Source organism: Streptomyces sp. 2P-4 (genome assembly GCF_030167965.1).
Lineage (GTDB): Bacteria > Actinomycetota > Actinomycetes > Streptomycetales > Streptomycetaceae > Streptomyces > Streptomyces globosus_A.
In genome coordinates, this window is sequence record NZ_CP095011.1 from 6,621,105 (window position 1) to 6,647,778 (window position 26,674).

Genomic DNA, 26,674 nt, shown 5'->3' on the forward strand with positions numbered 1-26,674 from the left:
GCAGCCGTGAGCGAGCCGGCGTCCACCGCCCTGCAGCAGGAGATCGCCCGGGACCTCCAGGTCACCGACGCCTTCGACGCGGAGCGCGAGATCGAGCGCCGTGTGGCCTTCCTCGCCGGGAAGCTCACCGCGAGCGGCCTGCGCTCCCTCGTCCTCGGCATCAGCGGGGGCGTGGACTCCACCACCGCGGGCCGGCTGTGCCAGCTCGCCGTGGAGCGCGCCCGCGCCGCCGGGCACGAGGCGGCCTTCTACGCGATGCGCCTGCCGTACGGCGTCCAGGCCGACGAGAAGGACGCCCAGCTGGCGCTGTCGTTCATCCGCCCCGACCACGTCCTGACGGTCGACGTGAAGCCCGCCAGCGACGCGGCACTCGCCGCCGCCGTCGCCGCGGGCGTCGTCTTCCGCGACGCCCACCACCAGGACTTCGTCCAGGGCAACATCAAGGCCCGCCAGCGCATGATCGCCCAGTACGCGGTCGCCGGCGCGTACGACGGCCTCGTCGTCGGCACCGACCACGCGGCCGAGGCGGTCTCCGGGTTCTTCACCAAGTTCGGCGACGGCGCCGCCGACCTCGTGCCGCTCACCGGACTGACCAAGCGCCGCGTGCGCGCCGTCGCCGACGCGCTGGGCGCCCCGGCCGAGCTGGTGTGGAAGGTGCCGACCGCAGACCTGGAGACCCTCGACCCGGGCAAGGCGGACGAGGACGCGCTGGGCGTCACGTACGACGACATCGACGACTTCCTGGAGGGCAAGCCGGTCGGCGAGCGGGCCTTCGACATCATCGCCCGCCGCTACCGGGCCACCGAGCACAAGCGGCAGCTGCCCATCGCCCCCTGAGGTCAGGGCCGCGGCGGGGCGTCCAGGAAGAGGAGGCGGGCGCGCTTGGCGGGGATGCGGACCTCCGGCAGGTCGATCCCGGGGAGTCCGACCTCCGGGCCGCGTACGAAGCCGGTGCGCTCCAGCCTCGCCACCGCCCTGTGGTTGGCCGGGTCCGGGTCCGCGACGAGCCGGCGGGTCCCCGGCAGCCCCCACAGGTACGACAGGAACGCCCCCAGCAGGGCCGCCGTGTGGCCCGGCCGGGGCGGGCCGGACGGCGGCCCGATGAGCAGGTGCACGCCCACGTCGCCCGGCCGGACCGGGTAGCACTCCGACACCCGGTCGGCCGCGCAGTCGTACGACTGGAACAGCGCGGCCGGTACGCCGTCCAGGAGGGCCAGGAACGCATGGTGGGTGTCCCGGCGGTCGAGGTCCTCGTACACCTCGCGGACCCGTTCGCGGTCCGCGCCGCCCATCCCCCAGAACCGGGCCCGCTCCTGGCTCACCCAGCGGTGGATCAGCGCGGCGTCGGCCGCCGGGTCGACGCCGCGCAGGGCGATGCGGCCGAGGCCGCCGACGGTGCGGGAGTCCGGGGGCCGGAGCCCCGTGGCGTTCCGGTGCGCTGCGGGCATACGGGTTCCTAGGGGGTCGGGGTGCTCCCGTCGGCGGGCGGCAGCACGGCAGGGCGGTCGAGGAAGGCGAGCACGGCCCGCTTCTCCGGGAGGTATATCTCCGGCAGGTCGATTTCCGGCAGAGTGATCTCCCCCTGCGGGACGAACCCGAGGCGGCCCAGCATCGCGACGGCCTTCGCGTTGCGGGCGTCGGGCTCGCCGACGGCGCGCAGGACGGCCGGGTCGCGGAAGGTGAAGCGGGTCAGCGAGCCGATCAGCGTGCGGCTGAAGCCGGGCCGGGGCCGCCCGTTCGCCGGTGCCAGCATCAGGTGGACGCCGATGTCGCCCTCACGCACCTCGTAGCACAGGCTGACGCGGTCCTCGGAGGGCTGGTACGTCTGGAACAGCGCCACCGGTTCGTCGTCGAGCCGCACCATGTAGGCGTGGTGGGTGTCGCGGCGGTCCACGTCCTCGTAGATCTCCTGCACCAGTTCCCGGCTCGCGCCGTTCATGCCCCAGAACTGGGCGCGCTCCTCGACGACCCACGAGTGGAGGACGGCGGAGTCCGCCGCGGGGTCGACCGAAGTGAAGCGGACGGTGCCGAAGCCGGGGACGGTCTCGGTGTAGACGTCCGCGCGCGGCGATGCGAGGGCGGTGGACTCGGGTCTCATGGCGGTTCTTCCGTTCCTTCGTGGCGTCCGGCCGGATCGCGGCCGGTGCGGGGCGCCGGTCGCCGGGGCCGCGGCCGGCCCGGCCGGCCGTGCGGGGTCCGCTCCACGCCCCGAAAATTATTAGGTTAGGCTCGCCTGACTATACGGCGTCAGGGAAAGGGGCGGACATGGCGGTCGGCAAGGGCTGGGAGGGCGTGGTCCTCAAGCTGCTGCGCGGCAAGGACTTCACGTTCACGGTCACCGGGGCGGAACAGGTCACCCCGCACTACCGGCGCGTCTCCTTCACCGACGGCGGACTGCTCGCCGCCGCCGGCGGCTCCCTGCACCCCACCATGTGGGTCCGCCTGTGGTTCACCGACAACGGCAAGCCGCACCAGCGCGCCTACACCCTCGTCGACCCCGACCCGGCCGCCGGCACCTTCTCCCTGGAGTTCGCCCTCCACGACGGCGTCGCCAGCGACTGGGCGCGCACCGCGGAGCCCGGCGCCACCATCGACGCCACCGTGCAGGGCACCGGCTTCACCGCACCGGCACCGGCCCCGGACCGGCTGCTGGTGATAGGCGACCCGGCGTCCCTGCCGGCCATCAACTCCCTGCTGGACGCCCACCCGCAGACCCCGGCCACCATCTGGTTCGAGACCCAGCACGAGGACGACGCCGACCTGCCCGTCCGGCTCGACGCCGACCGGCACGACATCCGCCGCGTCCCCCGCTCCGGCGGCGGCGCCGCCCTCGTCGAGCGCATCCGCGCAGAGCTTCCCGGCCTGGCGCCCGACCTGCAGACCGCGTACGTCTGGCTGGCCTGCGACACGGCGACCACCCGCACCCTCACCGGGTACCTGCGCAAGGAACTCGGCCTGCCCAAGCAGCGGGTGAACGGCCTCGGCTACTGGCGCCCCGCAGCCTGACCGCCGTCTGTCCGCCGTCCGGCCGGCGCCCGGTCATCCCGCCGGGCGGCCGAGCGGGAGGAGGTACTGGACGGGCTCGTCGAGGTCGTCCAAGCCCAGCAGTTCGTGCGCCAGGTCGTCCTGGAGGCCGCCGAGCGGGATCGTCGCCAGCCCGAACGCGCCCGCCGTCAGCTGGAGCACCTGGGCCAGGTGCCCCGCCTCCAGCAGGCCGAGCCGCAGCGCCCGCAGCCCGTACCGGCCGCGCAGCAGCCCCAGGTCGAGGTGGACGGCCAGGACGGCCGGCGCCGCGTCGATCCCGACGGCGTCCGGGTCGCCCTCCGGGAGCGCCAGGTACGAGGACAGCGCCTTCACCGCCTCCACCTCCGGGGCCGGCCCCAGGCGCACCAGCGACCGCCGCTCCGGCGCGCAGTGGTAGGTGCCCGAGGGCAGCCCGGCCACATCCCACGCGAGCAGCCGCACCCGCACGCTGTACAGGGCGCCCGCGCTCGGATACGGGCGGTGCCGCGCCTTCCGCTCTGTCCCGTCGGCCGTGACCTGCCGGGACGTGTGACTCGGGGCGTGCGCATGCCACAGCACGCCACCCAGCTCCGCCGCGTCGAGCGGCCCCGTCAGCGCGCCGCGCGCCGAGCGCCGGCAGTGCAGCGCCCCGCCCAGGGAAACCGGCGGCAGCGGCGCCGCCGGCAGCGGGACCTCCCCCTCGACGCGGCGGCCCTCCGGGACGGCGGGCGGCCGCGGGACGTCCCGGACCGCCGTGTCCTGCCCGCGGCCGACCTGGAACTTGCTCCGCTCCAGGTACTGGTAGTCCGCGGCGCGTGCACCCCTCTCGAAGAACCCGCCGCCTGCCGGCCCGGCCGCCGGCCCGCCGCCGCCCGAGGGCTCCAGCAGGGCCCGACCCGCGAGCCGGCACACGGCCCGCTCCTCGTCCGGGGCCACACCCAACCGGTTGAACAGCATGTGGAGTTGCGAGGCCCACACCCACAGCCGCCGATCCGCCCGCTCCGGAGTGCCCGGCCCGCCCGCCGGGACCACCGCCCGCAGCACGGCGTCCGCCGCGCGGACCTGCCGTACCCACTCGTCGAGCCACGGCGCGGCACCGCCCTCCGCGGCCCCGGCGCGCACGGCCCGCGCCCGCCGCGCCAGAACCTCCCGCTGCGTGGCGAACACCGAGTTCACGCGGGTGTGGACGGCGGCCCCGGGCAGCGGCCGCACCTCGGCGACCCAGCGCCAGGACGCGGCATGCCGGCGAAGCCAGCCCGCGGCCGCCAGCTCGTCCAGTCCGAGCGCCGCGGCGGTGGCGTGCGCGAAGTCCATGGCCGGCCCCAGCCGGTCGGCCCGCGCGGGCAGCGCGCGCAGGGCTGCCACGGCGGCGCGCGTCGCGTGCACGAACACCTCCTCGGCGACCGGGAGCGCCTCCGGACCCCCGTACCGCTCCGTCTCCGGCTCGTACGGCACCGCGTGGACCTCGCCGTGGCGGACCGGCCAGGGCCCGGCCACCGGGGCCGTGTCGGCGGCGAGGCCGCCGAGCTCCGCCGCGAGCCGGGCCGCGTCGACGGGCCCCGCCCCCGGCCCGCGGAACCGGATCCGCAGGTGCGGTCCCCCTTCGCCGTACCGGATGAAGAACCAGGCACCGCCGGACTCCGGCCCGTACCGGGCGTCCATCAGCGGCGCCAGAGCGCCGGTGACGAACGCGTCGGTGTCCGCGGCACCGGTGTGCAGCGACAGGTGCAGGCTCTGCCAGCCGCCCGCCGGTGCGGAAGCGGCGGCGGGACGGGCCGGGGGAGGGTACGCCTGAGGGGTCATCGGAACCTCACGGGAAGGGGTGCGGGTGCAGGGGCAGTTCGTCGTGCCGCAGCGGGCGCGCGGTGCGGCCCAGCCGGTACGGCACCTCCAGCAGCCGGGGCAGGCCGAGAGTGCGCCGGTTGACGTGCCCGAACGTCATCGGGAGGGTGCCCGGCACGACCACCTTCGCGCAGTGCAGCCCCAGCCGGTCCCGGACACCGGGCTCGTCCTGAGCCACCACGACGACCTCCAGCCCCCCACCGGCCAGCCGGGCGACCGTCTCCGACAGCAGCACCGTCAGGTCGGCCACGGGTGCGGGCGCGCCCGGCCACCGCTCCTGCCAGGGGGCCGCCCCGGTGTCGGCGAACAGGAACTCCAGCCGCGGCTGCGCCTCCGGCAGCGCGTTCAGCCCCACATGGTCGTCGAGGCCCACCACCAGCTCGGGCCGGTCCAGCATCGGCCGCAGCCGCTCCGGGTCGCGCGCCCGGCCCGGACCGGCCGGCCGCTGAGCGGCGTCCTGGACGTTCGTGACCGCCTCCGCCACCGCCGAGCGGATCGCGACGCGCGGATCGTGGTGCGCGCCCGCCGCGAGGAACGCGCGCGGCGCCGCCGGATGGCGGCCCTCGTAGCGGCACACGGCCACCACGGCGGGCACACCGAGGTCGTTCGTGGCGTCCAGCAGGCGCAGCCGGTAGCCGAGCAGCTCCGCCCGCGCGGCCAGCGCCGCCACCAGCGGGTCGCCTGCGGGCAGGGCGACACCGGGCAGGGGGGTGCCCGCGTACCAGGCCATCAGGAAGGCGTCCCGCTCGGCCACCTCGAACAGCCCGTACAGGGCGGCCTCCTGCGGGCTGTTGCCCAGCCCGCAGCCGTTCGACGACTCGTACACCACCCGTGCCCCGGGCGGCGCCCCGTCCGGCGGGTCCGGCAGGTCCCAGTAGGCGACGTGCTCCGGGACGGCGCGGGTCCGGCCCTCCGTCAGCGACCAGCCGTACACCCAGTCCAGCTCCAGGTCCGGCCGGTACGGCACCGTCCGGGAGGCGGGGTGCCCGTGGTGCACCGGGTCGGGCAGCCCCAGTCGGACCGGGTCCACCGCCGCGTCCGGGCCCAGCTCCGCGAAGGAGGCCCGCAGCGCGGTGCGCCGGCCCATCGGGCGCATGCCGGCCAGCCGCTCCACACTCTCGAACAGCGCCACGCGCTCGCTGGAGCGGAAGTCCGCGGCGCGGCCGTACCCGCCGTCGTCGAGCAGCCGGCCGTCGGTCACCCAGGCGGTCGTCAGGCCGAACGCGGAGTCCTCCGTACGGAAGAGGCGGCGCACCGGGCCGAACCGCTCGTCGTACAGCTCCGCCCGCAACGCCTCCGCCCCCGTACGGTCGTTGGGGCCGCGCAGCTCCGCGGGGTCCGGCAGCGGCCGCGGCACGGCGGGCAGCTCCGCCGCGGCGGGGGAGTCCTCGGGCAGCGGCCGGCACACCGGGCAGCCGCCGACCGGCCGGACCCGGTGCGTGGACCAGGTGGCCCGGCTCCCCTGGACGACGTACACGGTCGCCGACGGCACGCCGCGATCCCCGGCGGGCGGGACCTCCTCGTCGAGCAGCCCGGCGGCGAGCAGCAGGACCCCCTCCGCCAGTGCCGGCGTCCCGGTGCCACCCAGCCGGAGCCGAGGGCTCCGCCACGGTACGCGTCCCCCGGCACTGGCGAGCCGCTGGTACTCGGTGCACACCAGACAGGCCCGCGCCCCGGGTTCCAGCACCGGGCCGACCACGGTCAGCGCCCCGTCCTCGCGCACGGGCACCAGGCGCACCGGACGGGCGAGCGCGTGGCGGCTGAGCCGCTCGGCCGACCCCGGCGTCCAGGAGGCCAGATGCACGACGGCTGTCCCGGAGACGGCGGCGAGCGCCGCCTCCACGTCCAGGACGGGCAGCTCCCCGGGACGGTCGGCGGCCTGCGCCGCCGGGCCCGCCGAGCCGGGGTGCTGTGTGCCGGCGAGTGCGGTGGCGTCGGGGAGCGGGGCGCAGGGCGCTGCGGCGGGGAGCGCCGCGGCGTCCCGCTGCGCGGCGCGCGGAGCCGCGCCGGGGCAGGCGGCCCCGGGTGTCGCGGGGATCGGTGTGCCGTTCACGGGGATTCCTTCGGGTCGGCCAGGACGGTGAAGCCGCAGCTGCGCAGGACCGTCGCCGTCCGGGCTGCGACGGGGTCGCCGCCCGGCGGCAGCCACGGGCCGGGGGCCGGGCCGGCCAGGCGGGTCAGGGCCGCGGTCAGGGCCGCCTCCCGGTGCGCGGTCCCGGTCAGCCAGACGTCGGTCCAGCCCTCGTCCGCCCAGGCCGCCGGCTCGGTGCCCGCCGCCGCGAGCGGGGCCTCGGCCCCGCTGAACGGGGCGTGCGCGGCCCCGGCGGGCCCGTGGTCGGCGGCCATGGCCCGGGTGACCGCGCCGAGCAGGGCCACGGCCGCCGCGTCCGCCGGGGTGGCCTCCACCGCCCTGCCGAGCGGCGCCGGGGCACCGGGAACGCGTACGACCGCCGCGTACGCCTGCTCCCCGCCCAGCCGGCGGACCGCCAACCGGGCCTCCGCGGGCCCCGCGAAGCCGGTGAGGACCGCCCACCAGTGGCGGGCCTGGGGATGCTCGCGCCACTCTTCCTCCGGCAGTGCGGGACCGGTGTCCGCCCGCCCGGAGGCGGCGAGGGCGGCACGGCGCAGGGCCCGGCCCCGCGCGTGCCCCGGCCCCGCCCCTACCACTGCGGCGCCGCCGAGCCGGAGTTCGGCCGCCCGGCACGCCGCGGTCAGGCGGGCCAGGTCCGCCCGGGGCGCTCCCGCCACCAGTGGCCCTGCGGGGGTCCGGCAGGCGGCGAGCGCCGCGGGCAGCTGCGGCAGCCGGCCCGGCAAGGGGGCGTCGAGGACCCCCAGGAGGGGGTCGGCCAACGCTCCGACACGGCGCAGCGCTTCGGCCAGGTCGGCGGCCGGGGGCAGGGCGGGCTCCGAGGCCGCGGCCGGCCCGGCCGCCCACGGGTGGTAGGACGCCCGGGGAGGCACGGCCTCGGCGACGAGGACGGCGGGGCGGCCCGGCAGCAGCCGCTGGTCCTCGTCCGCCCCGGCGGGATCAGGCAGTCCGGCGGCGGCGCACAGCAGCCGCTGGGCAGCCGCGCCCGCCAGCAGGGCCGTCAGCGCGTCCGCACCTGCTGCCGCCGCAGAGGCGCTGACGGTGCCGCCCAACCGGGCTGCGACCGCCCCGGCGTCCGCGCGCACCCGCTCGGGGGCGGTCGGGGCCGTGACGAAGCCGCCCCCGGCGGTCCGGTCGGCGGCCACGGCGACCGGCGGGGCGCCGGCCGCGGCCACGACCAGGCCGGGCGGCAGCCTGCTGTCGGTCCGCGCCTCCGGCCGCGCGCCCGCCCGGTGCAGGGCCCGCAGCAGGGCCGCGGCGAGCGGGGCGCCCGGATCGGCGGCCGTGACGACGGGCGGGGCGGCGGCCAGGGCCGCGGCCGCCGCGCCCGGGCGGTCCGTGGACGCGGCCAGCCAGGCGGCCGGCCCCTCCCCGCCCTCGGGGAACTCCGCGAGCAGCCCGTGCGCCCGGAGCTGCTCCGCGAGCCCGTCCAGCGCCGACGCGACCCGCGGGTCCGACGGATCCAGCCCGCCCGGCCGGCGTGCCGTGCCGGCGGGGGCGGCCGGCTCCGCGCCCAGCCGGTCCGCCAGCAGCTCCCAGAGGGCGGGAAGCGCCTTGCTGCCCTCCAGCGTCACGCTCCCGTCCCGCCCGCGCAGGTGCAGGCCGGCCCGCAGCACGGTGGCCGCGACACCCGGCCGCAGCCGCAGGGTGAACGGCTCCCCGCCGGCGGTCACCGGGCGCTCTCCACGACGGCGATGACCTCGTCGATGCGGGCCTGCCAGCGGTGCCCGGTGAGACCCGGCACACTCCGCACGACCAGGTGCGCGGCCAGGTACCGCTCCACGGGGCGGACGTCGCAGACGGCCAGCAGCCGGTACAGGGCGTTCGTGCAGGACCGGTAGACGAGGTAGTCGGCGCGGCTCCACATCGCGCCCTCCGGGTCGGAGCGGTGCAGCTGCCGGTGGAAGTCGCTGTACCGGGTGCGGACTTCGCGGTTCCACCGGGCGGCGGTCTCCCGGTCGCCGAGCGCGGCCGCCCGTGCCCGGTACTCGGCGGCGACGCCCGCGAGGTCCGCGCCCGCCGCGTGCCGCTCCTCCGCGGTCTGCCAGGCGCCGGCGGACCAGTCGGCCCAGGCCCGTTCGCGGCCGGTGGCGCCGCCGGCCGCGATCCTGCCCACCAGCGCGGAGATCCGCCCGCCCGCGGCCTCCCAGCGCCGTTCGAAGGCCGCCCGCAGCCGCCCGTCGGGGTCCTCGTAGACCAGGAAGTCCTCCAGGTGGGACAGGAACGAGTAGTGGCCGCCGACGAGGCCTTCGGGGTGCGCCGCCGCATGCGCGGCCAGGGCGGTGACCACCAGCTCCACGCGCGCTGCCGAGGTGTCCCCGCGCTCGCCGAGGAATGCGGTGCCGGCCTCCAGCGCCGGCAGGCCCGCCGCCATCAGGTCCTCGCGCAGCCGTACGCCGTCGGGGCCGATCAGAGCCCGCAGCGGATCCAGGTCGACGGGCTCCACGCGCACGGTGTTGTCGGGGACGATCGGCCCGTACGGCGGCGGGACCAGCTCCGCACGCCCCGCCGCGGCGGCCTGCTCCAGCAGCTCCCGCTCGTCGACGCCGGCCCGCGACGGGTGCGCGGCCGCACGGGCGCGCAGTTCCCCGGCCGTCCGCTCGGCGGCGGCCGCCACCTGCGCGGGCGCGCCGCGCAGCCGCAGCCGTACGTGGGGGCCGCGCAGCCAGTGGCGCTCGACGTGCACGGCGAGCCTCTCGGCGGCCGCCCGCCGGGCGAGCGGCAGGACGGACTCGCGCAGCAGGGGGGCCTTGACCGGCTCGTAGTGGTGGACGACGACGTCGAGCGCGGTCGGCGCGGGCGGGGCCGGATCCGGGCCGGCGGCCGGGGCGTTCATCGGGTGCCTCCTCGGCGGATGACGGGCGGTGGTGTCTGCGCGAGCCCCGCGGGGGCCCGCGCGGCGGGGTAGGCGGCCGGTCAGCCGGTGCGGGCGGGGCGGTGCGTCTCGGCGACCAGCTCGACGGCGCGGGCCGGCCGGTCCCGCCCCCCGAAGGCGGGCAGCGCCTCCTCCAGCACGACCCCCCGCGGATGGCGGGCCAGCCAGCCCGCCAGGCACCGCAGGTGCAGGGCGCTGCCCAGGTCGAGGGGCTGCGGCTTCGGCGCGCGCAGGGCCGCCAGGAAGTCCTCGGCGGCGCGCCCCGCGGGAGGCTGCGGCACCGGATGGAGGAACAGCTGCTCGGGCAGGCCCAGCAGCGCCCGCCAGCGGGCCGCGGCGGCCGCCGGCACGTCACCCCGGTCGTCCGCGAGGTCGGCGCGCAGCGCGGCCAGCACCCCTTCGGGCAGGTGCCAGCGGCGCCGGGCGAGCACCACGTGGCGGTGGCGCAGGCGGGGCGTGCGGACCACCTGGCCGCCGGGGGCGGGGGCGGTGCTGCGAGGCAGGAGCCGCCGGAAGTCGACGACGCCTTCGGGGTGGTCGCACAGGAACGGCGCGAGGCGCTGCGGGAGCATCACCGGTGCGAGGAAGCCCAGGTAGAGCACGTCGAGGAACTCGCCGGTGGCCCGCAGGCGCAGGCGCAGCTGGTCCGAGGCCGGGTCGTGCACCAGGTCCACGTCGGACTCGGCGATCGTGCCGCGGAGCCGGTCGGGCCCGATCTCGGCGTCCGTGAGCAGCGGGTGGAGGTTGGCGTTGAAGCCGCCCACCGGCCGGATCTGCGCCGCCCGGGCCCCTTCGCCGAGGCCCCGGCGGATCTCGCCGGCCACCGCACGGGCCGCCGCGGGGGGCAGGCCGTCGAGGAAGCGGCTGGTGAAGCGGCCCCATCCGGCGTAGACGTGGTTGACGCACAGCAGTCCGCCGCCGGCGTCCGCCGGGGGTGCTCCGGCGGCGTGCTGGACGAACCAGGCATAGCCGAGCGGCCGGGCGGCGGTCCGGTCGGGCAGCCGGGCTGCCAGCCCGTGCACGTCGGCAGCGGGCAGGACGACCTCGTCGGGCGGGCCTTCCGGCCCGCCGGCCGCGGCGGCTTCGGCGAGCCGTACGAACCGGGCGCGCAGCCGGGCCAGTTCGGCCGCACCCGGAGGGAGGGAGGGGGCGTCCGCGGGGAGGGCGGCGAGGCGGGCGGCGTCCTCCCAGGAGGCCGCGGTGTCCGCGGCGAACTCCCAGGGTGCGGGGCACGTGCCGCCGACCCCGTAGCGGGCGGTGAAACGCTGCACCGCGGCGCGCCGCATCAGGTGTCCGAGGTCGAACAGTTCCGCAAGCGCCGTGAGTTCGGCGAGGGCCGCCCGGTCGCTCCCGGACAGTGCGGCTGCCGGTGCGGGGGCATCGCCTGCGGGGTCCGCGGCGGCGGGCCGGCGGGCGCCGGACGGGTCGGGCCGGCCGGGGACCGGGCCGAGCCCGGGGGCGGCCGGTGCGGAGGCCGGCGCAGGCCGCGGGGCCTCGGGCCGGCCCGGGGCAAGTACGTCCTCGGAGAGCACGTTCAGCGGGGCCGCGCCGGCTGGAACGGGCCGTCCGGTGTCGGCGAGCAGGGCGCGCCAGCGGTCGGCGAGGTCGGCGAGCAGCGCGGGCCGTTCCCCGGCGGGGGTGTGGGCGAACCGGGCCGTGTCGGCGGCGAGGAGGTCGATGCGGTCGGCGAGGGCGGCGTCTTCGGGCCACCGGCGCAGCCAGTCCGCGAGGGCGCGCAGCGGCTGCGGATGCTGCGGATCGACCGGATCAACCGCTACGAGCAGCCCGTTGTCCGCGAGTTGGTCCAGGAACCGGCGGACGGCCGGGTCGGCTTCCGGGCGGCCGAGGGCCGGGGCGAGCCGGGCGGCGAGCGTGTCCGGCGGGGCGGGCTGCGCCGCGAGCCCGTCGAGGACGGCCAGCGCCGGGTGCGCGGCGACCTCGACCTCCTCCTCGCGGGTGACCAGGTACCGGCCGCCCGCGAACACGGTGGTGTCCCGCACGTAGCGGGCACGGCCGTCGCCGGCCGGCAGGGCACTGCTGGTCAGCCGGTGTGCGAGCGCGCCGCGGCGCCGGGGCTCGTCCAGCAGCGCGGAGACGAGGGCCGCGACCAGCGTCCGGTTCTCCCGCACCACGGCCCGCAACGCGGGCGGGCCGGCGGCCGGGGCCGGGCCGGACCAGCCCACCGCGGTGAACCAGGACAGCGGACTCGTCTTGGCGGTGGCGCGCAGGGCGTGGCGCAGCACCGACGGCTCCTCCTTGCGGGCCCGGCGTCCGCCCTCGTCCCGGGCGGCCCGCGACACGGCGCGCAGCAGGTCCGTGCTGCCGAGGGCGACGGCGCGGGTGAAGCCGGGCGAGCGGCACACCTCCGCGAGGGCGGAGCGCTCGGCGGCCAGGGCCGCCGGGACGGCGTCGTCGGCCTCGGCGAGCAGGGCGGCGCGCTCCCCGCGCAGGGCGAGCCACGCGCCGAGCCGGGGGACCCGTACGGGCAGGTCGCCGAGCCGGGCCAGCAGCGCGGGACGGGGCGCGCGGCCGTTGTGCAGCGCCCTGCGGAGCGGGAGCACGACCCGGCGGTGGAAGTCCTCGGAGTGGCCCGGCCGGGACGCGAACAGGTCGTCGCACAGGCCGGCCCGCACCGCCTCCTCCTGCGCGGCGATCCGGGCGAGCCCGCCGAGGAGGGCCCGTACGCGGGCGGAGGCCTCGGGCTCGGCCGGGTACGGCGTGACCGTGGTGCGGACCAGCGCGTACGGGGCGGTCCGGGCGGGCGGCTGCGGGAGCGGGCGGGCGGCCCGCGCGGCGGCGCGCGGCGGCGTGGCCGACTCGGCGGGGTGCGGCATCGTGGGCTCCCGTGGGGGCGGATCCGGGCCTGGGGCGGGGTCGTCGGCTGGGCGCCGGGGCCCGTGCGGCCGGCCCCGAGGGGTCGGCCGCACGGGCGGCGTTGCTCAGTAGGGCAGTTCGGGGAGCCGCGGCTGGGCGCAGGAGGACGAGCCGCAGGAGCTGGAGCTCACACCGCCGGAAGCACCCGTCTCGGGCAGCGCGACGGAGTCCCGCAGCGCCGTGACGGTGAGCTCGCCGAGGTCGAGGTCGAGGTCCAGGTCGTCCAGGGCGAGGACGCCCTCGGTGGGGTCGGTCATGTGCCGGCCTCTCGCGTGGTCGGGATCGTGGATGGGTGGATCGGGCGGCGGCGGTGGGCCGTCAGCCGATGGGCGTGTCCGTGTGCGGCTGGGCGCAGGAGGACGAGCCCTGGCAGGAGCAGGAGCCGTACGACGCGCCGCTCTCCGGCAGGGCGGGCGTGTCGCGCAGCGCCGTGATGGCCAGGTCGCTGAGGTCGAGGTCCAAGTCGAGGTCGAGGCCCTCGGGGGCGGGGCCGGCGATGCTTTCGGGCATGGCGGACTTCCTCTCTGGTGGAAGGGGTTGCCGGGCCGCCGGGAACTGCGCCGGAGCCGTCCGGCGCCTGCGGCCGGCGAGCGGAGCGACCCGGGGCGGGTGGTCGCCGGATCGCCGCATCGGCCGGGGCCGGACGGCCCCGGAACGCGGCGAACGGCCCCCGGAGGGCGTCCGAATGAGTGTTCGTTCGTGGTGCGTTCCGAGTCTCGGCGGCGGACCAGGCCAACGGCAAGTCCGCGTGTCACGTTGGCCTGTTGTCCCGGCCTGGTTCGTCACCTCAGCGGCAGTCCAAGGGAACTCCACCGGACCGCGAGCGGCCTGTGCTGCGGCCTTGTCGGGCAGGCCGGTCCACCGGGGTTGCGGGTGGTCGTTGCTGCGTGGTGCGGCGCGCCGCGATCCGGCGGCCTGTCAGGAACGCACGGTTCCGCGACCCGGCTGCGCGGCACCCCGGGGGTGGGACCCGGCGGCCGGCGCCCCCCTCCTCCGCCGCCGGTCCGTCCGGATCCGGCCAAACTGCACCGCCCGGCCCGCACGCTGCCGCCCCGCCCCGCCGCTCCGCGACCCCGGCCCCAGCCCGACTCCGCGCCACCCCCACCGCGACTCCGCCCGGCCCCGATCCCGGTGTGCCGGCCCGACTCCCGCCGCCGGTCCTCCGGCGCAGTCGGCACCATCGCGCGCCCGAGTGCGCTTCCTCAGCCCCGCCCGGAACCACGTCCGGGGACCAAGCCCTACCAGGGGCCGTGCGCCGCCGGGGTCCGGGGATCCGTCACACTTGATCCATGCCCACGGCCGATGAACTGCTCAGCGCGCGCACCGTCCAGGACCTCGCCCGCCGCCTCGCCGCGGCAGCCGGACCGAGGTCCGCCCCGGCCCTGCTCGCCTGTGCGTCCGCGCTCGACGGCATGACGTTCAGCGGCCGCGTCGCCGCCGTCCGCGACGCCGCCCTCGACGACCTGCCCGCCGACTGGGGCGCCTTCGAGGCCTCCGTGCGCGCCGCCCTCGCCGACCCCGGATTCGCCGGCTGGATGACCTTCCCCGTGGGCGAGGCGGTCGCGGTCCGCGGCCTCGCCTCGGGTCCCGCCGCGTTCGAGCCGGCCCTCGCCCTGCTGCGCGACCTCACCCCGCGCCTGACGGCGGAGTCCGCGGTCCGCCCCTTCCTGCGCGCCGACCGGGACCGCGCCCTGGCGGTGATGGGCCCCTGGGTGGAGGACCCGGACCCGCACGTCCGCCGCCTCGTCAGCGAGGGCACCCGGCCCCGGCTCCCGTGGGCGCCGCAGCTGCCTGAGTCCATCGCCGACCCGCGGCCCGCGCTCCCCCTCCTCAACGCCCTCTACCGCGACGACTCCGACTACGTGCGCCGCTCGGTCGCCAACCACCTCAACGACATCAGCCGCGACCACCCCGAGCTCGCCGTCGAAACGGCCGGACGCTGGCTGGCCGCGCCCGCGGCCACCACCGGGCGGGTGGCCCGGCACGGCCTGCGCACCCTCGTGAAGGCCGGCCGCGCCGACGCCATGAGCGTCCTCGGGCACGCGCCCGACGCGCCGGTCACCGTCCGCGGACCGGTCATCGCCACCGCCCGGGTCGCCGTCGGCGAACACCTCGTCTTCGAGTACGCCCTCACCAACGACGCCGATACGCCCGCCGAACTCGTCCTCGACTACGTCGTCCACCATGTGAAGGCGAACGGCCGCCGCACCCCGAAGGTGTTCAAACTGGCCACCCGCACCCTCGCCCCGGGCGAGACCCTCACCGGAACCAGGCGGCACTCCTTCAAGCCCCTCACCACCCGCCGCTACTTCTCAGGCGAGCACCTCGTCCAGCTCCAGGTGAACGGCAGACTGCGCGGGGAGGCAGCCTTCCGGCTGGACGCGGGGTGAGCGGGGCGGGGCGGGCGGACAGCCGCCCGCCCGCCCCGCCGTCAGTTGCCCGCTGTGGCCAGCTTGGCGGCGAATCCCAGAAACAGCGCCCCCGCCCCCGTCGTCAGCCCCGCGGAGAGCCTGCGCCGCCGGCGGAACTGCGCCGCCAGGTACGTGCCTCCCAGGATCAGTGCGGTGACATAGGCGATGCTGATCAGCTGGTAGACGAGGGCCAGCAGCCCGAACGACAGCGCCGGATGCGGGTAGCCGGGGTCGACGAACTGCACGAAGAAGGAGATGAAGAACAGGATCGCCTTCGGGTTCAGGACCGTGATCACCAGCGAGCGGCGGAACAGCCGCGCCCCCGCCGCCGCGGTCCCGGCCCCCGCATCCGCACGGGCCTGCACCCCCTCCGGGTCCGCCCCCGCCGACCGGCCGGGGCGCCGCCACATGGTCCAAGCCGCCCGGATCATGCCGACGGCGATCCACGTGAGGTAGCCGGCGCCGGCGTACTTCACGATGGCGAACAGCAGGTCGTTGGTCTGCAGCAGCGAGGCCAGCCCCGCCGCCGTCGCCGCCATGAGGAGGGTCTCGCCGAGGAAGACCCCCGCCGCGGCCCGGTACCCGGCCCGCACCCCGAGCCGTGCGGCCACGGACAGCGTGAACAGCGAACTCGGCCCGGGCAGCAGGATGATGAGCAGGGCGCCGACGGTGTACGTCAGCAGGTTGTCCACTCCGAGCATTCGGGCACCTTTCCCTTTCCCGCGCTGTCCGACGTTGTTCCCGGTGCGCACGTTGTGGGCGCTCACCATCTCGTCGACCTCCGCGATCCGCTGCAAGGCGTGATCCTCGCTGATGTGTGTGAAGTTGTCCGCCCAATAAGCGCCCAGCTCGTCGATGTCGAGCAGGTCCCGCTCCCCGAACCGGTCCTGCATCTGCGCACGCTCCGCGCCGGTGAAGGAGATTCCCAGACCGGCGAGGCAGGCGTCGATGTCGCCGCTGTTCCTGAAGAAGTTCGGGCGCTCGTAGTCGACGAGGAGGTCCCACGCCGGACTGTTCGGCAGCGGAATGAACCGGGAGAACTCGACGGATGACAGCTCCACCTCGCCGAGCATCTGCGGGATTCCGTCGATCGTGCGGTCCAGGGTCTCCGGCCGCTCGCCCGGCGCGCCGGCGATGTACGAGGCGTGCACCGAGATGCCCGCCTTGTTGAGCATGCGGCTCGCCTCGAGGTTGGTCTCACCGGTCGTCCTGTTCTTCCGCTGCGCCTCCAGCATTTTCCGGGTCGGCGGCGTCCAGGCCGATGTTCGCGCGGACCACGCCCAGCCGGCGCAGCTTGTCGACGTTGTTGCGCTTGGTCGGCCCGAGGGCCCGCGCGCGCGTTGTCCACCGTGACCGGGCGCACCTCGTGCCCGTGCAGATGGCCGAACTGGGCACGGTAGTTGTCGGCGTAGGTGCCGAGCACGGCCTCGATGAACGACAGGTCGGGAATCGTGTTGCGCAGCGAGAGGGCGTACTTCGGGGCCGGGTTGAGCCGGATCCGGCCGCCGTCCCGGTAGGCGAGCGACGAGACCCGGGACACGCCGCTGCCGTCCGCCAGGGCCTGGACCAGTTGCACGAACGGTATCTCACCGCCGTCGTTGGCGATCACGTAGTCGGTCTGCGGCCTGTTGCGCAGGATCATCTCGGGAAAGAAGATCGCGTGGTCGTCGCCGAGCACGACCTGCGCCCCGCACGCCTTCGCGGTCGAGGCGATCTCCAGGGCCTCCGAATAGGTCGGAGTGAGTGCGCTGATGCCGGCGAGGTCGGGAGCGAAGTCCCGGACGGCGCGCTGCACGGCGGCCGTGTTGGATATGCCGCCGTCGACGACGCGTATCTCCACGCGGTCGCCCAGCGCGTCCCGGGTCGCCGTGGCGAGTTGGACGATGCCGATGTGGGGGTGGCAGGCGTAGTTCGATGCGTTGCGGTTGGCGGTGGGGTTGGGGGCGTTCGCGAGCAGCAGCTTCAGCGTCATTCCTTCTCCTGGGAAGAAGGGGGCGAAGCGGGCGGGCCGGTACCGGCCCGTCACACGGACGGGTCCATGAACATGTGCACGCGAAGATTTGCCTGCAACAGGCATGTATCGGTCAGTGGGCGATCGGATCCGGACCTTGTGGCAGGAGGTGCCAGAAAGGTTCTCGAGTCTCCCTTGAATCCGCCTCGCGTCCCGCTCGCGGCGCCGGCGGCGTGGCGTTTCTGCGGTGAACCGGGCCACCCGCGAGGGTGACACGCCGACGCTCTTGTGTTGCTTCGCGCGTCTGATCGGATACAAAGCGTGATGACTCTTTCTTTGCCTCCGCATTACCGTTTCGCGGTACTGCGGCCGGCCGTCCCCACCCGCCTTTCGAGGAGACGCGTTGACTTACGGAAGCAAGCTCCGGGCCCGTGTCGCCCGGCCCGGCACCACCCCCCTCATCGGCGTCTACGACATGTACTCGGCCTCGATCGCGGCCGACCACTACGACGGGATGTTCGTCTCCGGCTTCGGTTTCGCGGCCTCGTACTACGGCCTGCCCGACATCGGGTTCATCGCCTGGCCGGACATGCTCTCCTTCGTCCAGCGGCTGCGCGGGGCCTTCCCCGACCACGACCTGCTCGTCGACATCGACGACGGCTACGTCGACCCCGAGGTCGCCTGCCACGTCGTCGAGAGCCTGGAGCGCATCGGCGCGTCCGGCATCATCCTCGAGGACCAGCGACGCCCCCGCCGCTGCGGCCACGCGGACGGCAAGCAGGTGCTGCCCCTCGCCGAATACCTCGACAAGCTGAACATGGTCCTCGCCACCCGCCGAGACCTCGTCGTCGTCGCCCGGACGGACGCGACCGAGGAGGCCGACATCCTGCGGCGCGCCGAGGCGCTCGCCGCCACCGACGCGGACGTGGTCCTCGTCGACGGGGTGCGCAGCGTCGAGTGGATCCGCCGCATCCGCGAGGTCGTCGCCGGAAAGCCGCTGCTCTTCAACCAGATCGCCGGAGGGAAGTCACCCCGGCTGTCCCTGGGCGAGCTCACCGAACTCGGTGTCGACATCGCGATCTACAGCACGCCCTGCCTCTTCGCCGCGCACCGCGCGATGCACGACGCCCTGACCGAGCTCAAGCTCTCCGACGGCCGGCTGCCGGAGCCCGCCGCGGCCGGCGGCATCGGCGTCCGGGAGTCCACCAGTCTGCTGGCCCGGAACATCGCCCGCCAGCGCATCCTCGAAGGCGCCGGCGCGTGACCCGCGGACCCCGGCTGCGGCTGCCCGCGCAGCGCACACCGGCCTCCCTGGCGGCCGCGGCCCTCACCGCCGTGTCGGCGGCCTGTGCCGTCGCCGCCGCCGCGGCCGCCCCCGCCCTGGCCGGCGAGAGCCTGATCACCGTCATCGACAACTCCCACGCCGACTCGATAGTCGAGGTCGACCGCTCCGCCAACCTCCAGAACGGCTCGGGCACCTCCGGCAGCGACCACGACGGCAGCGCCGTCGACGTCCTGCAGGCCCTCGTCGCCTCCGCGCCGGCCCCGCTCCCGTAACGGGACCGTCCCGAGCCGGCGTCAGGACCAGGTGGGCAGGGCGGCCGCCCCGCACAGGTCGACCACGCAGCACCGCTCGGACCGGGCCCGGGGCACCATCCGGCCGGTCCGGGTCGAGCACGAAGTCCGCACGGCGTGCGCCGCCGCCGGTCGTCGACGGTCCCGGCCGCGTCCGGTCGGCGCAGCAAGCCGGCACAGGCCGGCAGCGCGCCCAGGCGTCTCTCCACCACGGGCGTCGGCTCCACCGCCATCCGGGGACGGCGGACCCGCGGGCGGCGTGCACGGGGCATCGGCATGCCCGGTCCGGCGACCGGCACCCGGGTGAGGCGGCGGGCGCAGCCTCACCCGGCCTGTGCCGTCATCCGGGCAGGGCGGGGCCGCCGGCGGCCGTCCCGTGGTGCGGGCTCACTTCGACCAGCGGAACTCCGTTGCGTCGGTCTGCGCCGAGTGCCTCGAAGTCGGCGTGGCTTTGCGGGTTGTGGCCCAGGGCCTGCATCAGCTTCGCGGCCAGGCGGGGGTGGCGCCGGGCGTACTCGGCCAGTTGCCGGCCTGATTCTTCGGGCGGCAGGGGCACCGCCGTTCCCTCGAACTTCCGCCGGCCGACCTGGTACCGGACGCAGGGCTCGGCCAGCACGTTGCGCAGCCACTGCGACCGCTCGCCGTAGCCGGACGCGATCAGATAGCTGCCGGGCCGCCCGCCCGGCGCCAGGACCTCCACCACGACCTGGCGCGGCCGGCCGCTGACGCGTCCGGTGTGGGTGAGCAGGAGCATCCGGTGGCCGAGCAGGCCTCCCAGCCCGATCCGGTAGAGGCGGATCGGCGCCCGCAGCACGGCACGGCGCAGGGCCGTCCGCGGAGGACCGCCCTTCAACGGGTTGATCACGGGTTCCTTCCCTTCGCCCGGGCCGGTATCAACAGCTGCAGCAGTGGATCGACGAGTCCGGCCAGATCAAGGGAGGAGTCGAAGAGCCACTGCAGCACACAGCCCTCGATCGCCCCGACGAGGACCGCGGCGTGCGCGACAGGCTCGACCGTCGGCGCCGCACCGCTGTCGGCGGCATCGGCCAGCAGCATGGCGATCGCGCCCCGGTACTCGCGGTAGAAGCCCGCCATGTCGACCGGCGGACGGCCGCCACGCCCCACGGACCACACGTCCAGCAGGACACGGGCAAGATCCCGTTCGCCAAGCAGCACGGCCACGACGGAACGCACCAGATGCTCCAGGCGCTCCGCCGGATCGCCCGTGCCCGCCAGCGCTTCCTCGATCAGCGCGGCCGAGCGTGCCGCCAGCGCAGCGAAGGCCGCCTCCAGCAGCTCGTCTCGGTCCGAGAAGTACAGGTAGACACTGCCCTTGCCGATGCCCGCCTCCGCGGCCACATCCTCGATACGGCTCGCGGCAAACCCACGCCGCGCGAACACCCGCACCGCCGCCGCGAGGATCTCCTCCCGGCGCGCAGCCCGGTCAACCCGCCGTGGTGCCACTCCGCCTCCCAAGATGACCGACCAGTCAGTCATTATAGCCGCGCCCCGGCGCGGCGCTCACCCGCCAGGCGTGCGTGCGACGTGCCGGGCCGGCGGCCGGTGCCGTGGCCGGAAGGACGCCCGGGTCGCCGCCCGGCACGTCGACAGCACCGGCCGAAGTGCCCCTGCCGACGGAGGTGATCGTCTCGAAGCGGAGGCAGAGGAGCCGGTCCTCCAGCCGCATCAGGTCCGGGCGGCCTGTCGGCTCCGCGGTGAGCTGGTCCACAGCAGCTCCGCGGCAGGATGGGAAGGGGAGAAGGAGGCGCACGCGCGGGCGCGCACGCCGGGCGTGGTGAAGATCCGGGCGGCGGGGATGCCGTGGGCCTCCAGGGCGTCCAAACAGCCGCGCACCTGGTAAGGCAGCCCCAACGCCGCCGCCCGGCCGGCGTCGAACAGCACGCCGGCCACGGCCCCGCTGTGCGCGATCTGCACGCCGACCGCCCCGACCCGTCGGGCCACCGCGGCCAGCGCCTCGAACTCCGGGTGCCCGAGCACCCGCTCGCCGCGCCGGGCGCCGGCGGTGGCGACGGCACCGAGCAGCCGCGCGTCCTGCGCCGCCACCGCCCGGCGCAGCAGGGCGCGCAGCCGCTCCCAGGCCCGTACGTCGGCCTCGCCGGCCTCCCGCACGGGCAGGGCGAGGGTGTCCGCGGGCGCGCCGCCGCCAAGGTCGCAGCCCACGACGAGCAGCGGCGGCAGGGCCGTGCCGAGGACTTCCAGGACGCGGCCCTCGCGCTGCGCGAACAGCACCGGCCGCCCGTCCGGCACCAGCGGGTCGCAGGCCGGCCCCGCCGCGCGCGCCGCGATCCGGGCGACCGCCCCGGCCGGCAGCCGCGTCCCGTACGCGTCCGCGACCGCCCGCACGGCGGCGATCACGTCGCTGGTGGAGCTGCCCATGCCGAGGCCTGCCGGGATGTCGCCCGCGAGCCGCAACTCGCCCCCGCAGGGCGGCAGCCCGGCCCGCCGGGCGCACTCCGCCACCGCGAGCGCGGCGGCCCGGGCGGCCTTGGTGCGCCCGGCGGGGGCGACGGTGGGCGCCTGCGGGTCCGTACCGGGCCGGATCGTGAAGACGGCGCTGCTCCCGGGCCCGGCCATGGGCAGGGTGACGAGCCCCGGGCACGGGGCCCGAGCCGTCGCGGAAGACGCCCTGGAGGATCTCGCCGTGGTGGCAGGGAGCCTGCCCGCGCCCGGTGGCTCCGGTGCTGCGGGGGCTCACGCGCCGCCCACCGCCGCACGGTAGCGGTAGAGGACGGTCTCCTCGCCGCTGAACTGCGAGAAGGGGAACGGTTCGGCGGACAGGGCGGTGATCCCCGAGCCGAGGAAGGCGCGGGCGACGGCGCTGCCGCTCTGCGCGTAGACGACCAGCGGGATGCCGCGGTCGCGGCAGCGCCGCAGCACGGTGTCGAACGAGCCGTTCCCGAGGGTCATCCCGGTGCAGACGACCGCGTCGGCGGCGTCCAGCACCTCGTGCATGTCGGCGGTGACGGGGTCCCCCCACTGGGTGGCCTTGAGGTTGAAGTCGCAGGGCAGCGGTACGCCGCCGCGCTCGCGGATGGCGGCGACGAGCGGGTTGACGACGCCGATGAGGCCGACGCGGGCCCCCGGCGCGGTGTCCAGCAGCCCCGCTGTCGCCGCGTCCCGGGCGGCGGCCCGGGCCTCCGGAGCGCCGGCCGGGAGGACCACCGGCTCGGCCCGGCCGGCCGCCGCCGCCGCGCGGTGCGGGTCCGCCCCGGCCAGGTAGGCGTCGAGGGCGGCGACCCGCAGCGGGCGCGGCGCCTCGCGCAGCAGCACGTCGAGGGGCGCGCCGGAGTGCTCGCGGCAGAGCGACGGGTCGATCTCCCCCGCCTCGAAGGCGCAGCCGCCGAAGGCGCCGCCGACCCGGACCAGGACGTACTGGTTGAGGTAGGTGGTGTCGCCTCCGGCGAGCCGGGTGCCGTGGTGGATCCAGAACACGCTGGTGGCGGTGAGGCCGCTCGGGAGCGGGCCGTGCCCGCCCGCGAGGACCTCCTCGGCGAGCGCGTCCACGGTGCGGACGGAGTCGGCGGGCCGGACGGTGTCGATACGGGTCATGGGATCCTCGGGTTCCTCGGCTTCACTTCTCGTCAGGGACGGATCGGGATACGGGTACGGGTGCGGGTGCCCCGGCCGGCGGGGGCGCCGGCCGCAGCGGCCCGCGGTAGGCGACCGAGGGCCGGCCCAGGGCGTCCGGGGCGGGCACGGCGTCCACCTCGAAGACCTCGGCGAGCTGTTCCTCTGTCAGCACGTCCGCGGGCGGGCCGCAGGCGGCCAGGCGTCCGCGGTGCAGGAGCAGCAGCCGGTCGCAGTACCGGGCGGCGAGCGACAGGTCGTGCAGGACGACCAGGACGGTCTGGGGGGTCCCGGCCAGCAGCTCCATCAGCTCCAACCGGTGCCGGACGTCTAGGTGGTTGGTGGGCTCGTCGAGGAGCAGCGCGCGGGGCTGCTGGGCCAGGGCGCGGGCGATGTGGGCGCGCTGCCGCTCGCCGCCCGACAGCGCCTTCCAGGGCCGGCCGGCGAGCGCGGTCAGGCCGACGCGGTCCAGGGCCGCGTCGACGACCGCCCGGTCGGCGGCGTCCGGACCGCGCCACCGGCTGCGGTACGGGGTCCTGCCCAGGCCCACGACGTCGGCGACGCGCAACTCGCCGTCCGCGCCCCCCTCCTGAGCCACGAACGCGACGCGGCGGGCGATCCGGCGGGCGCCCCAGCCCCGTACGGACTCGCCGTCGTAGCGGACGGTCCCCGAGTCGGGGGCCCGCAGGCCGGCCAGGCAGCGCAGCAGCGAGGACTTGCCGGAACCGTTCGGTCCGAGCAGGCCGACCGTCTCGCCGGGCGCGACCTCCGCGCTCACCCCGCGCACGACGGGCGTGCCCGCGGCCGACCAGACCACGTCCTCGGCGGTGATCCTCACAGCTCACCCCGCCGGCGCAGGACGAGGAGGAACAGCGGGACGCCGAGCAGCGCGGTCACCACGCCGACGGGGACCTCGCGCGGCGCGAACGCGGCCCGGGCGAGGGCGTCCGTCCACACCAGGAACACCGCCCCGGCGAGCGCCGTGCACGGCAGCAGCACCCGGTGCAGCGGCCCGACGAGGAACCGCACCCCGTGCGGGACGATCAGCCCGGCGAAGCCGATGGCGCCGACCGTGGCGACGGCCACCGCCGTCAGCACCGCCGTGACGACGAGCAGCAGCAGCCGGGTGTGCCGTACGCCGATGCCCAGGGAGGCGGCGGTGTCGCTGCCGAAGGCCAGCCCGTCCAGGGCGGTGGAGCAGAGCCAGGCCGCGGCCAGGCCCAGGGGGGTGACGGCGGCGCAGACGGCGACGGTGTTCCAGCGGGCCGGTGCCATCGAGCCCAGCAGCCAGTGGGTGACGGCCCGCGTGGTGTCCGCGTCCGCCGATGCCATGAGGACGAGCGAGGTCAGTGCGGTGAACAGCTGGCCGACGACGACCCCGGTCAGCACGATGCGCGACGAGTCCAGCCCAGTGCGCCGCAGGAGCAGCAGGAGCAGCGCGAACGACACCAGCGCGCCGGCGAGGGCGCCGCCGGTGACGCCCAGCGCGTGCGAGCCGACGCCGAGGACGACGACGATGACGGCCCCGGTGGAGGCGCCGGAGGACACGCCGAGCAGGTAGGGGTCGGCGAGCGCGTTCCGGGTGACCGCCTGGAGCACCGCGCCGCACACCGCGAGGGAGGCACCCACCAGGGCGGCCATCAGGACGCGCGGCAGCCGCAGGTCCCAGACGAGTGAGTCGAGCAGCGGGGGGAGCGGCTCGACCGGCAGGCCGAGCCGGGAGCCGAAGGCGCGGGCGAGGTCCGTCCAGCCGACGTCGGCGGTGCCGATGCGGACGGCCGCGGCGACGGACGCGGCGAGCGCCCCGGCCCCGAGCAGCGCGAAGGCGGCGGCGCGCCCCGCCCCGGCCCCGCCGGTACGGGACCGCCCGCCGGCGCCCCCCGCCCGGGGCCGCGGCCCTGGTGCGGCGGGCGGCGGCAGCAGGTCCGCAGTGCGGCCTCCGGCGGCCTGCTCAGTGGTCATGCCCGTGGTCCTTCAGCCCGGCGGCGATCAGGCCGAGGGCGTGTACGGAGCGCACCGACGGGTCGAGTTCGATGCCCGGCACCTCGATGATCCGGCCGTCGCGGACCGCCTCCAGCTTGGAGACGACCGGGTGCGCCGCCATGGCGGCGCGCTTCTCGGCGGCGCTGTCGCCGGGGCGGCCGCGCTCGGACAGGTCGCCGACCACGATGAAGTCCGGGTCGCGACGGGCGACTTCCTCCCAGGAGACCTCCGGCCAGTCCTCGGCCACGTCGTCGAAGGCGTTCCTCGCGCCGACGATGCGGCTCATCTCGCTGGGCAGGCCGCTGCCGCCCGCCACGTACGGCATTCCGTTGAAGGCGGAGTACAGGTAGACGACGGTCGGCCGGTCCGCGCCCTGCGGTGCTGCGGCGGCGGCCTCCCGGGCCTTGGCGACCGCGGCGCGCTGGTCGGCGGCGAGTCGGGCGGCCCGCTCCTCGACGCCGAAGACCTTGCCGAGGTTCTCGTAGTCGGAGAAGAGGAGTTCGAAGGCACTCCTGCCGGCCGGGTTCTGCTGCGGGCAGTCCACCGCGCTGACGAAGGACGGGACCTTGAGCGCGGCCAGCTCCTCGCGGGTGCCGGCCCGGTCCGCGGTGTACAGGTCGGCGGAGCCGGCGACGGTGAAGTCGGGTGTCGCGGCGCGCAGCTGCTCACCGGTGGCGATCTTCGGTGCGATGACGGGGACCTTGGCGTAGGCGGCCTGGTACTGGGCGGGGATCTTCGTCTTGAGGTTGGCCGTCCCGGCCATGCGGTCCTGGAGGCCCAGTTCGAGCAGGGTCTCCGTGGAGGACTGGTCCAGGGCGACGGCCCGTTCGGGCGGCTTGGGAAGGGCGAGTTCGCGGCCGCAGCTGGTGATCGCGGCCGCTGCGGCGGGGGCGCGGCCGGAGGGCGGGGCGTGGGTGCCCGGGCCGCTGCCGGAGCAGCCGGCCGTGGCGAGCGCGAGGGCGAACACGAGGCAGAGGCGGGCGGGATGGCGCATGGGGATTCCGTTCGGGAAGCGGGCACGGATGTCGTCGGCACCGCCGGGGAGGGGTGCCGCGCTCGAAGATACTGTAATGGTAATCATTTCCATTAATGATTCCGGGGGCGGTCCTCCCCGCCGCCCACGAACCCAAGGAGCACCCACCCGTGGCGTCCACACCCGCGCCGACCCGCGCCGACTCCAAGGCCCCACAGGCCCGTTCGGTCCTCCGCGACCCCGCCTTCCTGCGCCTGTGGGCCGGCACCACCGCCTCCGGGCTCGCGACCTGGGCCCTGCCCTTCGTCCTCGGGCTCGCCGTTCTGCACCGCGACCTGAGCGCGGCCGGCCTCGGCATCGTCCTCGCCGCCCGGACCATCGGCTTCCTACTCGCCGTCGCCGTCGGCGGCGTCCTCGCCGACCGGCACTCCCGCCGCGCCGTCGTCCTCTGGTCCGGCCTCGCGGCGGCTGCCGCCGCGCCGCTCCTCGCCGCCGGACTCGGCAGCTCCCTCGCCCTCATGACCGCGGCCGCGGCCCTCGCCGGAGCCGGCCAGGGCGCCTGCCGGCCCGCCTTCCAGGCCCTCACCGCCGAAACCGTCGACCCCGCCCGGCGCCAACAGGCCAACGCCGCCATGACCCTGGCCGTCCGCAGCTCCACCCTCGCCGGCCCCGCCCTGACCGCGCTGCTCGCCGCCTGGCTCGACACCGCGACGCTGCTGCTCGGCATCGGCGTACTGTGGCTGGCGGCCGCGCTCGTCCCGGGCCGGGGCGGCGCAGCCGGGGCCGCAGCCGCCTCCGCCGCCCCGAGCGCGGACGCCGATGCGGCCCCCGACACCGGACCGGCCGCCCCGCGCGCCGGATTCCGCGCCGAGTTCCTCGAAGGCCTCCGCGAGGCGCGCCGCCACCCCTGGTTCCTCGCCGGTCTGGGCGCCCTCGTCGCCGTCGTCGCCCTCGGCTACTCCGCCACCAGCGTCGCCCTGCCCCTGATCAGCCGCGACCGCTACGGCACGGAGTGGGTCCTGGCCGCCGCCATGACCGCGTACACCCTCGGCGCGCTCGCCGGCGCCCTCGTCATCGCCCGCCTGCGGCCGCGCTCCCAGGGCTGGGCGGCCCTCGCCGGGCTCGCCGCGTACGGCGTCGCCCCGCTCAGCCTGGTGCTGCCGGTGCACCCGCTCGCCGTCGTCGCCGCGTACGCCGTCGCCGGGATCGGCATCGAACTGTTCAACGTGCCCTGGTTCACGGCCACCCAGCGGGAGGTCGCCCCCGACAAGCTGGCCCGGGTCTCCTCACTGGACTTCCTGGTCTCCTACGGCCTCGCACCCGCCGGCCTGGCCCTCATAGCCCCGGCCATCGACGCCTTCGGGACCGCGCCCGTCCTCGCGGTGTGCGCCGCGGCATGCTTCCTGATGCCGGCCGCGGCCGCCCTCGTCCCGACGTCCCGCCACTTCGCCCGCACCGCCCCCTCGGCCGCGGACTGACCCCGTACGCGCACCCGGCCGGCGGCCGCGGC

The 26,674-nt window shown here is 76.6% G+C and carries 25 protein-coding genes; 6 read left to right on the plus strand and 19 right to left on the minus strand.

Annotated features, from left to right (window positions below):
• Nucleotides 1–6: 6 nt before the first annotated feature.
• Nucleotides 7–837, plus strand: a complete 831-nt coding sequence (gene nadE / locus MUK52_RS29510) for an NAD(+) synthase (RefSeq protein WP_114056118.1) — start codon at nucleotides 7–9, stop codon at nucleotides 835–837.
• A gap of 2 nt (nucleotides 838–839) precedes the next feature.
• Here nadE and MUK52_RS29515 read toward each other — a convergent pair whose 3' ends face one another.
• Together MUK52_RS29515 and MUK52_RS29520 are read right to left on the minus strand one after the other, a co-directional pair.
• Nucleotides 840–1,448: a GNAT family N-acetyltransferase gene (locus MUK52_RS29515; RefSeq protein ID WP_284581466.1), complete on the minus strand. Its 609-nt coding sequence runs from the start codon at nucleotides 1,446–1,448 to the stop codon at nucleotides 840–842.
• 8 nt (nucleotides 1,449–1,456) lie between these two features.
• Nucleotides 1,457–2,098 (minus strand): GNAT family N-acetyltransferase, encoded by a 642-nt coding sequence (locus MUK52_RS29520; protein WP_284581467.1) that lies wholly within the window; start codon nucleotides 2,096–2,098, stop codon nucleotides 1,457–1,459.
• A 167-nt stretch (nucleotides 2,099–2,265) separates the two neighbouring features.
• Here MUK52_RS29520 and MUK52_RS29525 point away from each other — a divergent pair, with 167 nt between their 5' ends.
• Nucleotides 2,266–3,006: a siderophore-interacting protein gene (locus MUK52_RS29525; protein ID WP_284581468.1), complete on the plus strand. Its 741-nt coding sequence runs from the start codon at nucleotides 2,266–2,268 to the stop codon at nucleotides 3,004–3,006.
• A 33-nt stretch (nucleotides 3,007–3,039) separates the two neighbouring features.
• Here the strand turns inward: MUK52_RS29525 and MUK52_RS29530 are convergent, their stop codons facing one another.
• The 7 genes from MUK52_RS29530 to MUK52_RS29560 all read right to left on the minus strand — a co-directional run bounded on the left by MUK52_RS29530 (nucleotide 3,040) and on the right by MUK52_RS29560 (nucleotide 13,193).
• Nucleotides 3,040–4,806 (minus strand): thiopeptide-type bacteriocin biosynthesis protein, encoded by a 1,767-nt coding sequence (locus tag MUK52_RS29530; protein WP_284581469.1) that lies wholly within the window; start codon nucleotides 4,804–4,806, stop codon nucleotides 3,040–3,042.
• Nucleotides 4,807–4,813: 7 nt separating this feature from the next.
• The gene (locus tag MUK52_RS29535) at nucleotides 4,814–6,898 is read right to left on the minus strand and encodes a TOMM precursor leader peptide-binding protein (RefSeq protein ID WP_284581470.1); all 2,085 of its coding nucleotides are present in this window, start codon (nucleotides 6,896–6,898) and stop codon (nucleotides 4,814–4,816) included.
• Entirely contained in the window at nucleotides 6,895–8,607 is a 1,713-nt protein-coding gene (locus MUK52_RS29540) for a hypothetical protein (protein ID WP_284581471.1), read from the minus strand. Before MUK52_RS29540 ends, MUK52_RS29535 begins: the two co-directional genes overlap by 4 nt.
• On the minus strand, nucleotides 8,604–9,770 hold the full coding sequence (locus MUK52_RS29545) for a lantibiotic dehydratase C-terminal domain-containing protein (RefSeq protein WP_284581472.1): 1,167 nt from the start codon (nucleotides 9,768–9,770) through the stop codon (nucleotides 8,604–8,606). The genes MUK52_RS29540 and MUK52_RS29545 overlap by 4 nt, the downstream gene beginning before the upstream one ends.
• An 80-nt stretch (nucleotides 9,771–9,850) precedes the next feature.
• Nucleotides 9,851–12,643, minus strand: coding sequence for a lantibiotic dehydratase (locus tag MUK52_RS29550; protein ID WP_284581473.1), 2,793 nt, complete (start codon nucleotides 12,641–12,643; stop codon nucleotides 9,851–9,853).
• A gap of 105 nt (nucleotides 12,644–12,748) precedes the next feature.
• Nucleotides 12,749–12,940, minus strand: coding sequence for a thiazolylpeptide-type bacteriocin (locus tag MUK52_RS29555; protein WP_114056110.1), 192 nt, complete (start codon nucleotides 12,938–12,940; stop codon nucleotides 12,749–12,751).
• Nucleotides 12,941–13,001: 61 nt separating this feature from the next.
• Nucleotides 13,002–13,193 (minus strand): thiazolylpeptide-type bacteriocin, encoded by a 192-nt coding sequence (locus MUK52_RS29560; protein WP_114056109.1) that lies wholly within the window; start codon nucleotides 13,191–13,193, stop codon nucleotides 13,002–13,004.
• 779 nt (nucleotides 13,194–13,972) lie between these two features.
• Here MUK52_RS29560 and MUK52_RS29565 point away from each other — a divergent pair.
• On the plus strand, nucleotides 13,973–15,073 hold the full coding sequence (locus tag MUK52_RS29565; protein ID WP_284581474.1) for a DNA alkylation repair protein: 1,101 nt from the start codon (nucleotides 13,973–13,975) through the stop codon (nucleotides 15,071–15,073).
• 41 nt (nucleotides 15,074–15,114) lie between these two features.
• On the opposite strand, the gene leuE is transcribed toward MUK52_RS29565, so the two are convergent.
• Nucleotides 15,115–15,795, minus strand: a complete 681-nt coding sequence (gene leuE / locus MUK52_RS29570) for a leucine efflux protein LeuE (protein ID WP_114058724.1) — start codon at nucleotides 15,793–15,795, stop codon at nucleotides 15,115–15,117.
• A gap of 62 nt (nucleotides 15,796–15,857) precedes the next feature.
• On the minus strand, nucleotides 15,858–17,393 hold the full coding sequence (locus tag MUK52_RS29575) for a cobalamin-dependent protein (RefSeq protein WP_350206232.1): 1,536 nt from the start codon (nucleotides 17,391–17,393) through the stop codon (nucleotides 15,858–15,860).
• A 55-nt stretch (nucleotides 17,394–17,448) separates the two neighbouring features.
• Here MUK52_RS29575 and MUK52_RS29580 point away from each other — a divergent pair, with 55 nt between their 5' ends.
• Both MUK52_RS29580 and MUK52_RS29585 read left to right on the plus strand, forming a co-directional pair.
• Nucleotides 17,449–18,309 (plus strand): isocitrate lyase/PEP mutase family protein, encoded by an 861-nt coding sequence (locus MUK52_RS29580; RefSeq protein WP_114056107.1) that lies wholly within the window; start codon nucleotides 17,449–17,451, stop codon nucleotides 18,307–18,309.
• Complete coding sequence (locus MUK52_RS29585; protein ID WP_284581476.1) at nucleotides 18,306–18,602, plus strand: hypothetical protein; 297 nt, start codon at nucleotides 18,306–18,308, stop codon at nucleotides 18,600–18,602. The genes MUK52_RS29580 and MUK52_RS29585 overlap by 4 nt, the downstream gene beginning before the upstream one ends.
• Before the next feature lie 358 nt (nucleotides 18,603–18,960).
• Here the strand turns inward: MUK52_RS29585 and MUK52_RS29590 are convergent, their stop codons facing one another.
• The 8 genes from MUK52_RS29590 to MUK52_RS29625 all read right to left on the minus strand — a co-directional run bounded on the left by MUK52_RS29590 (nucleotide 18,961) and on the right by MUK52_RS29625 (nucleotide 25,185).
• Nucleotides 18,961–19,485, minus strand: coding sequence for a nitroreductase family deazaflavin-dependent oxidoreductase (locus MUK52_RS29590; protein ID WP_284581477.1), 525 nt, complete (start codon nucleotides 19,483–19,485; stop codon nucleotides 18,961–18,963).
• Entirely contained in the window at nucleotides 19,482–20,084 is a 603-nt protein-coding gene (locus tag MUK52_RS29595) for a TetR/AcrR family transcriptional regulator (RefSeq protein WP_284581478.1), read from the minus strand. The genes MUK52_RS29590 and MUK52_RS29595 overlap by 4 nt, the downstream gene beginning before the upstream one ends.
• A gap of 25 nt (nucleotides 20,085–20,109) precedes the next feature.
• Nucleotides 20,110–20,349: a hypothetical protein gene (locus MUK52_RS29600; RefSeq protein ID WP_284581479.1), complete on the minus strand. Its 240-nt coding sequence runs from the start codon at nucleotides 20,347–20,349 to the stop codon at nucleotides 20,110–20,112.
• Complete coding sequence (locus MUK52_RS29605) at nucleotides 20,307–21,215, minus strand: GHMP family kinase ATP-binding protein (protein WP_284581480.1); 909 nt, start codon at nucleotides 21,213–21,215, stop codon at nucleotides 20,307–20,309. Before MUK52_RS29605 ends, MUK52_RS29600 begins: the two co-directional genes overlap by 43 nt.
• A 117-nt stretch (nucleotides 21,216–21,332) precedes the next feature.
• A complete protein-coding gene (locus MUK52_RS29610; RefSeq protein ID WP_284581481.1) occupies nucleotides 21,333–22,190 on the minus strand; it encodes a Rossmann-like domain-containing protein in 858 nt (285 codons plus the stop codon).
• A 22-nt stretch (nucleotides 22,191–22,212) separates the two neighbouring features.
• A complete protein-coding gene (locus MUK52_RS29615) occupies nucleotides 22,213–23,046 on the minus strand; it encodes an ABC transporter ATP-binding protein (protein WP_284581482.1) in 834 nt (277 codons plus the stop codon).
• Nucleotides 23,043–24,170, minus strand: a complete 1,128-nt coding sequence (locus tag MUK52_RS29620; RefSeq protein ID WP_284581483.1) for a FecCD family ABC transporter permease — start codon at nucleotides 24,168–24,170, stop codon at nucleotides 23,043–23,045. Before MUK52_RS29620 ends, MUK52_RS29615 begins: the two co-directional genes overlap by 4 nt.
• Complete coding sequence (locus MUK52_RS29625; RefSeq protein WP_284581484.1) at nucleotides 24,160–25,185, minus strand: ABC transporter substrate-binding protein; 1,026 nt, start codon at nucleotides 25,183–25,185, stop codon at nucleotides 24,160–24,162. The genes MUK52_RS29620 and MUK52_RS29625 overlap by 11 nt, the downstream gene beginning before the upstream one ends.
• Nucleotides 25,186–25,334: 149 nt before the next feature.
• Here MUK52_RS29625 and MUK52_RS29630 point away from each other — a divergent pair, with 149 nt between their 5' ends.
• Nucleotides 25,335–26,642: an MFS transporter gene (locus tag MUK52_RS29630; RefSeq protein ID WP_284581485.1), complete on the plus strand. Its 1,308-nt coding sequence runs from the start codon at nucleotides 25,335–25,337 to the stop codon at nucleotides 26,640–26,642.
• Nucleotides 26,643–26,674 lie beyond the last annotated feature (32 nt).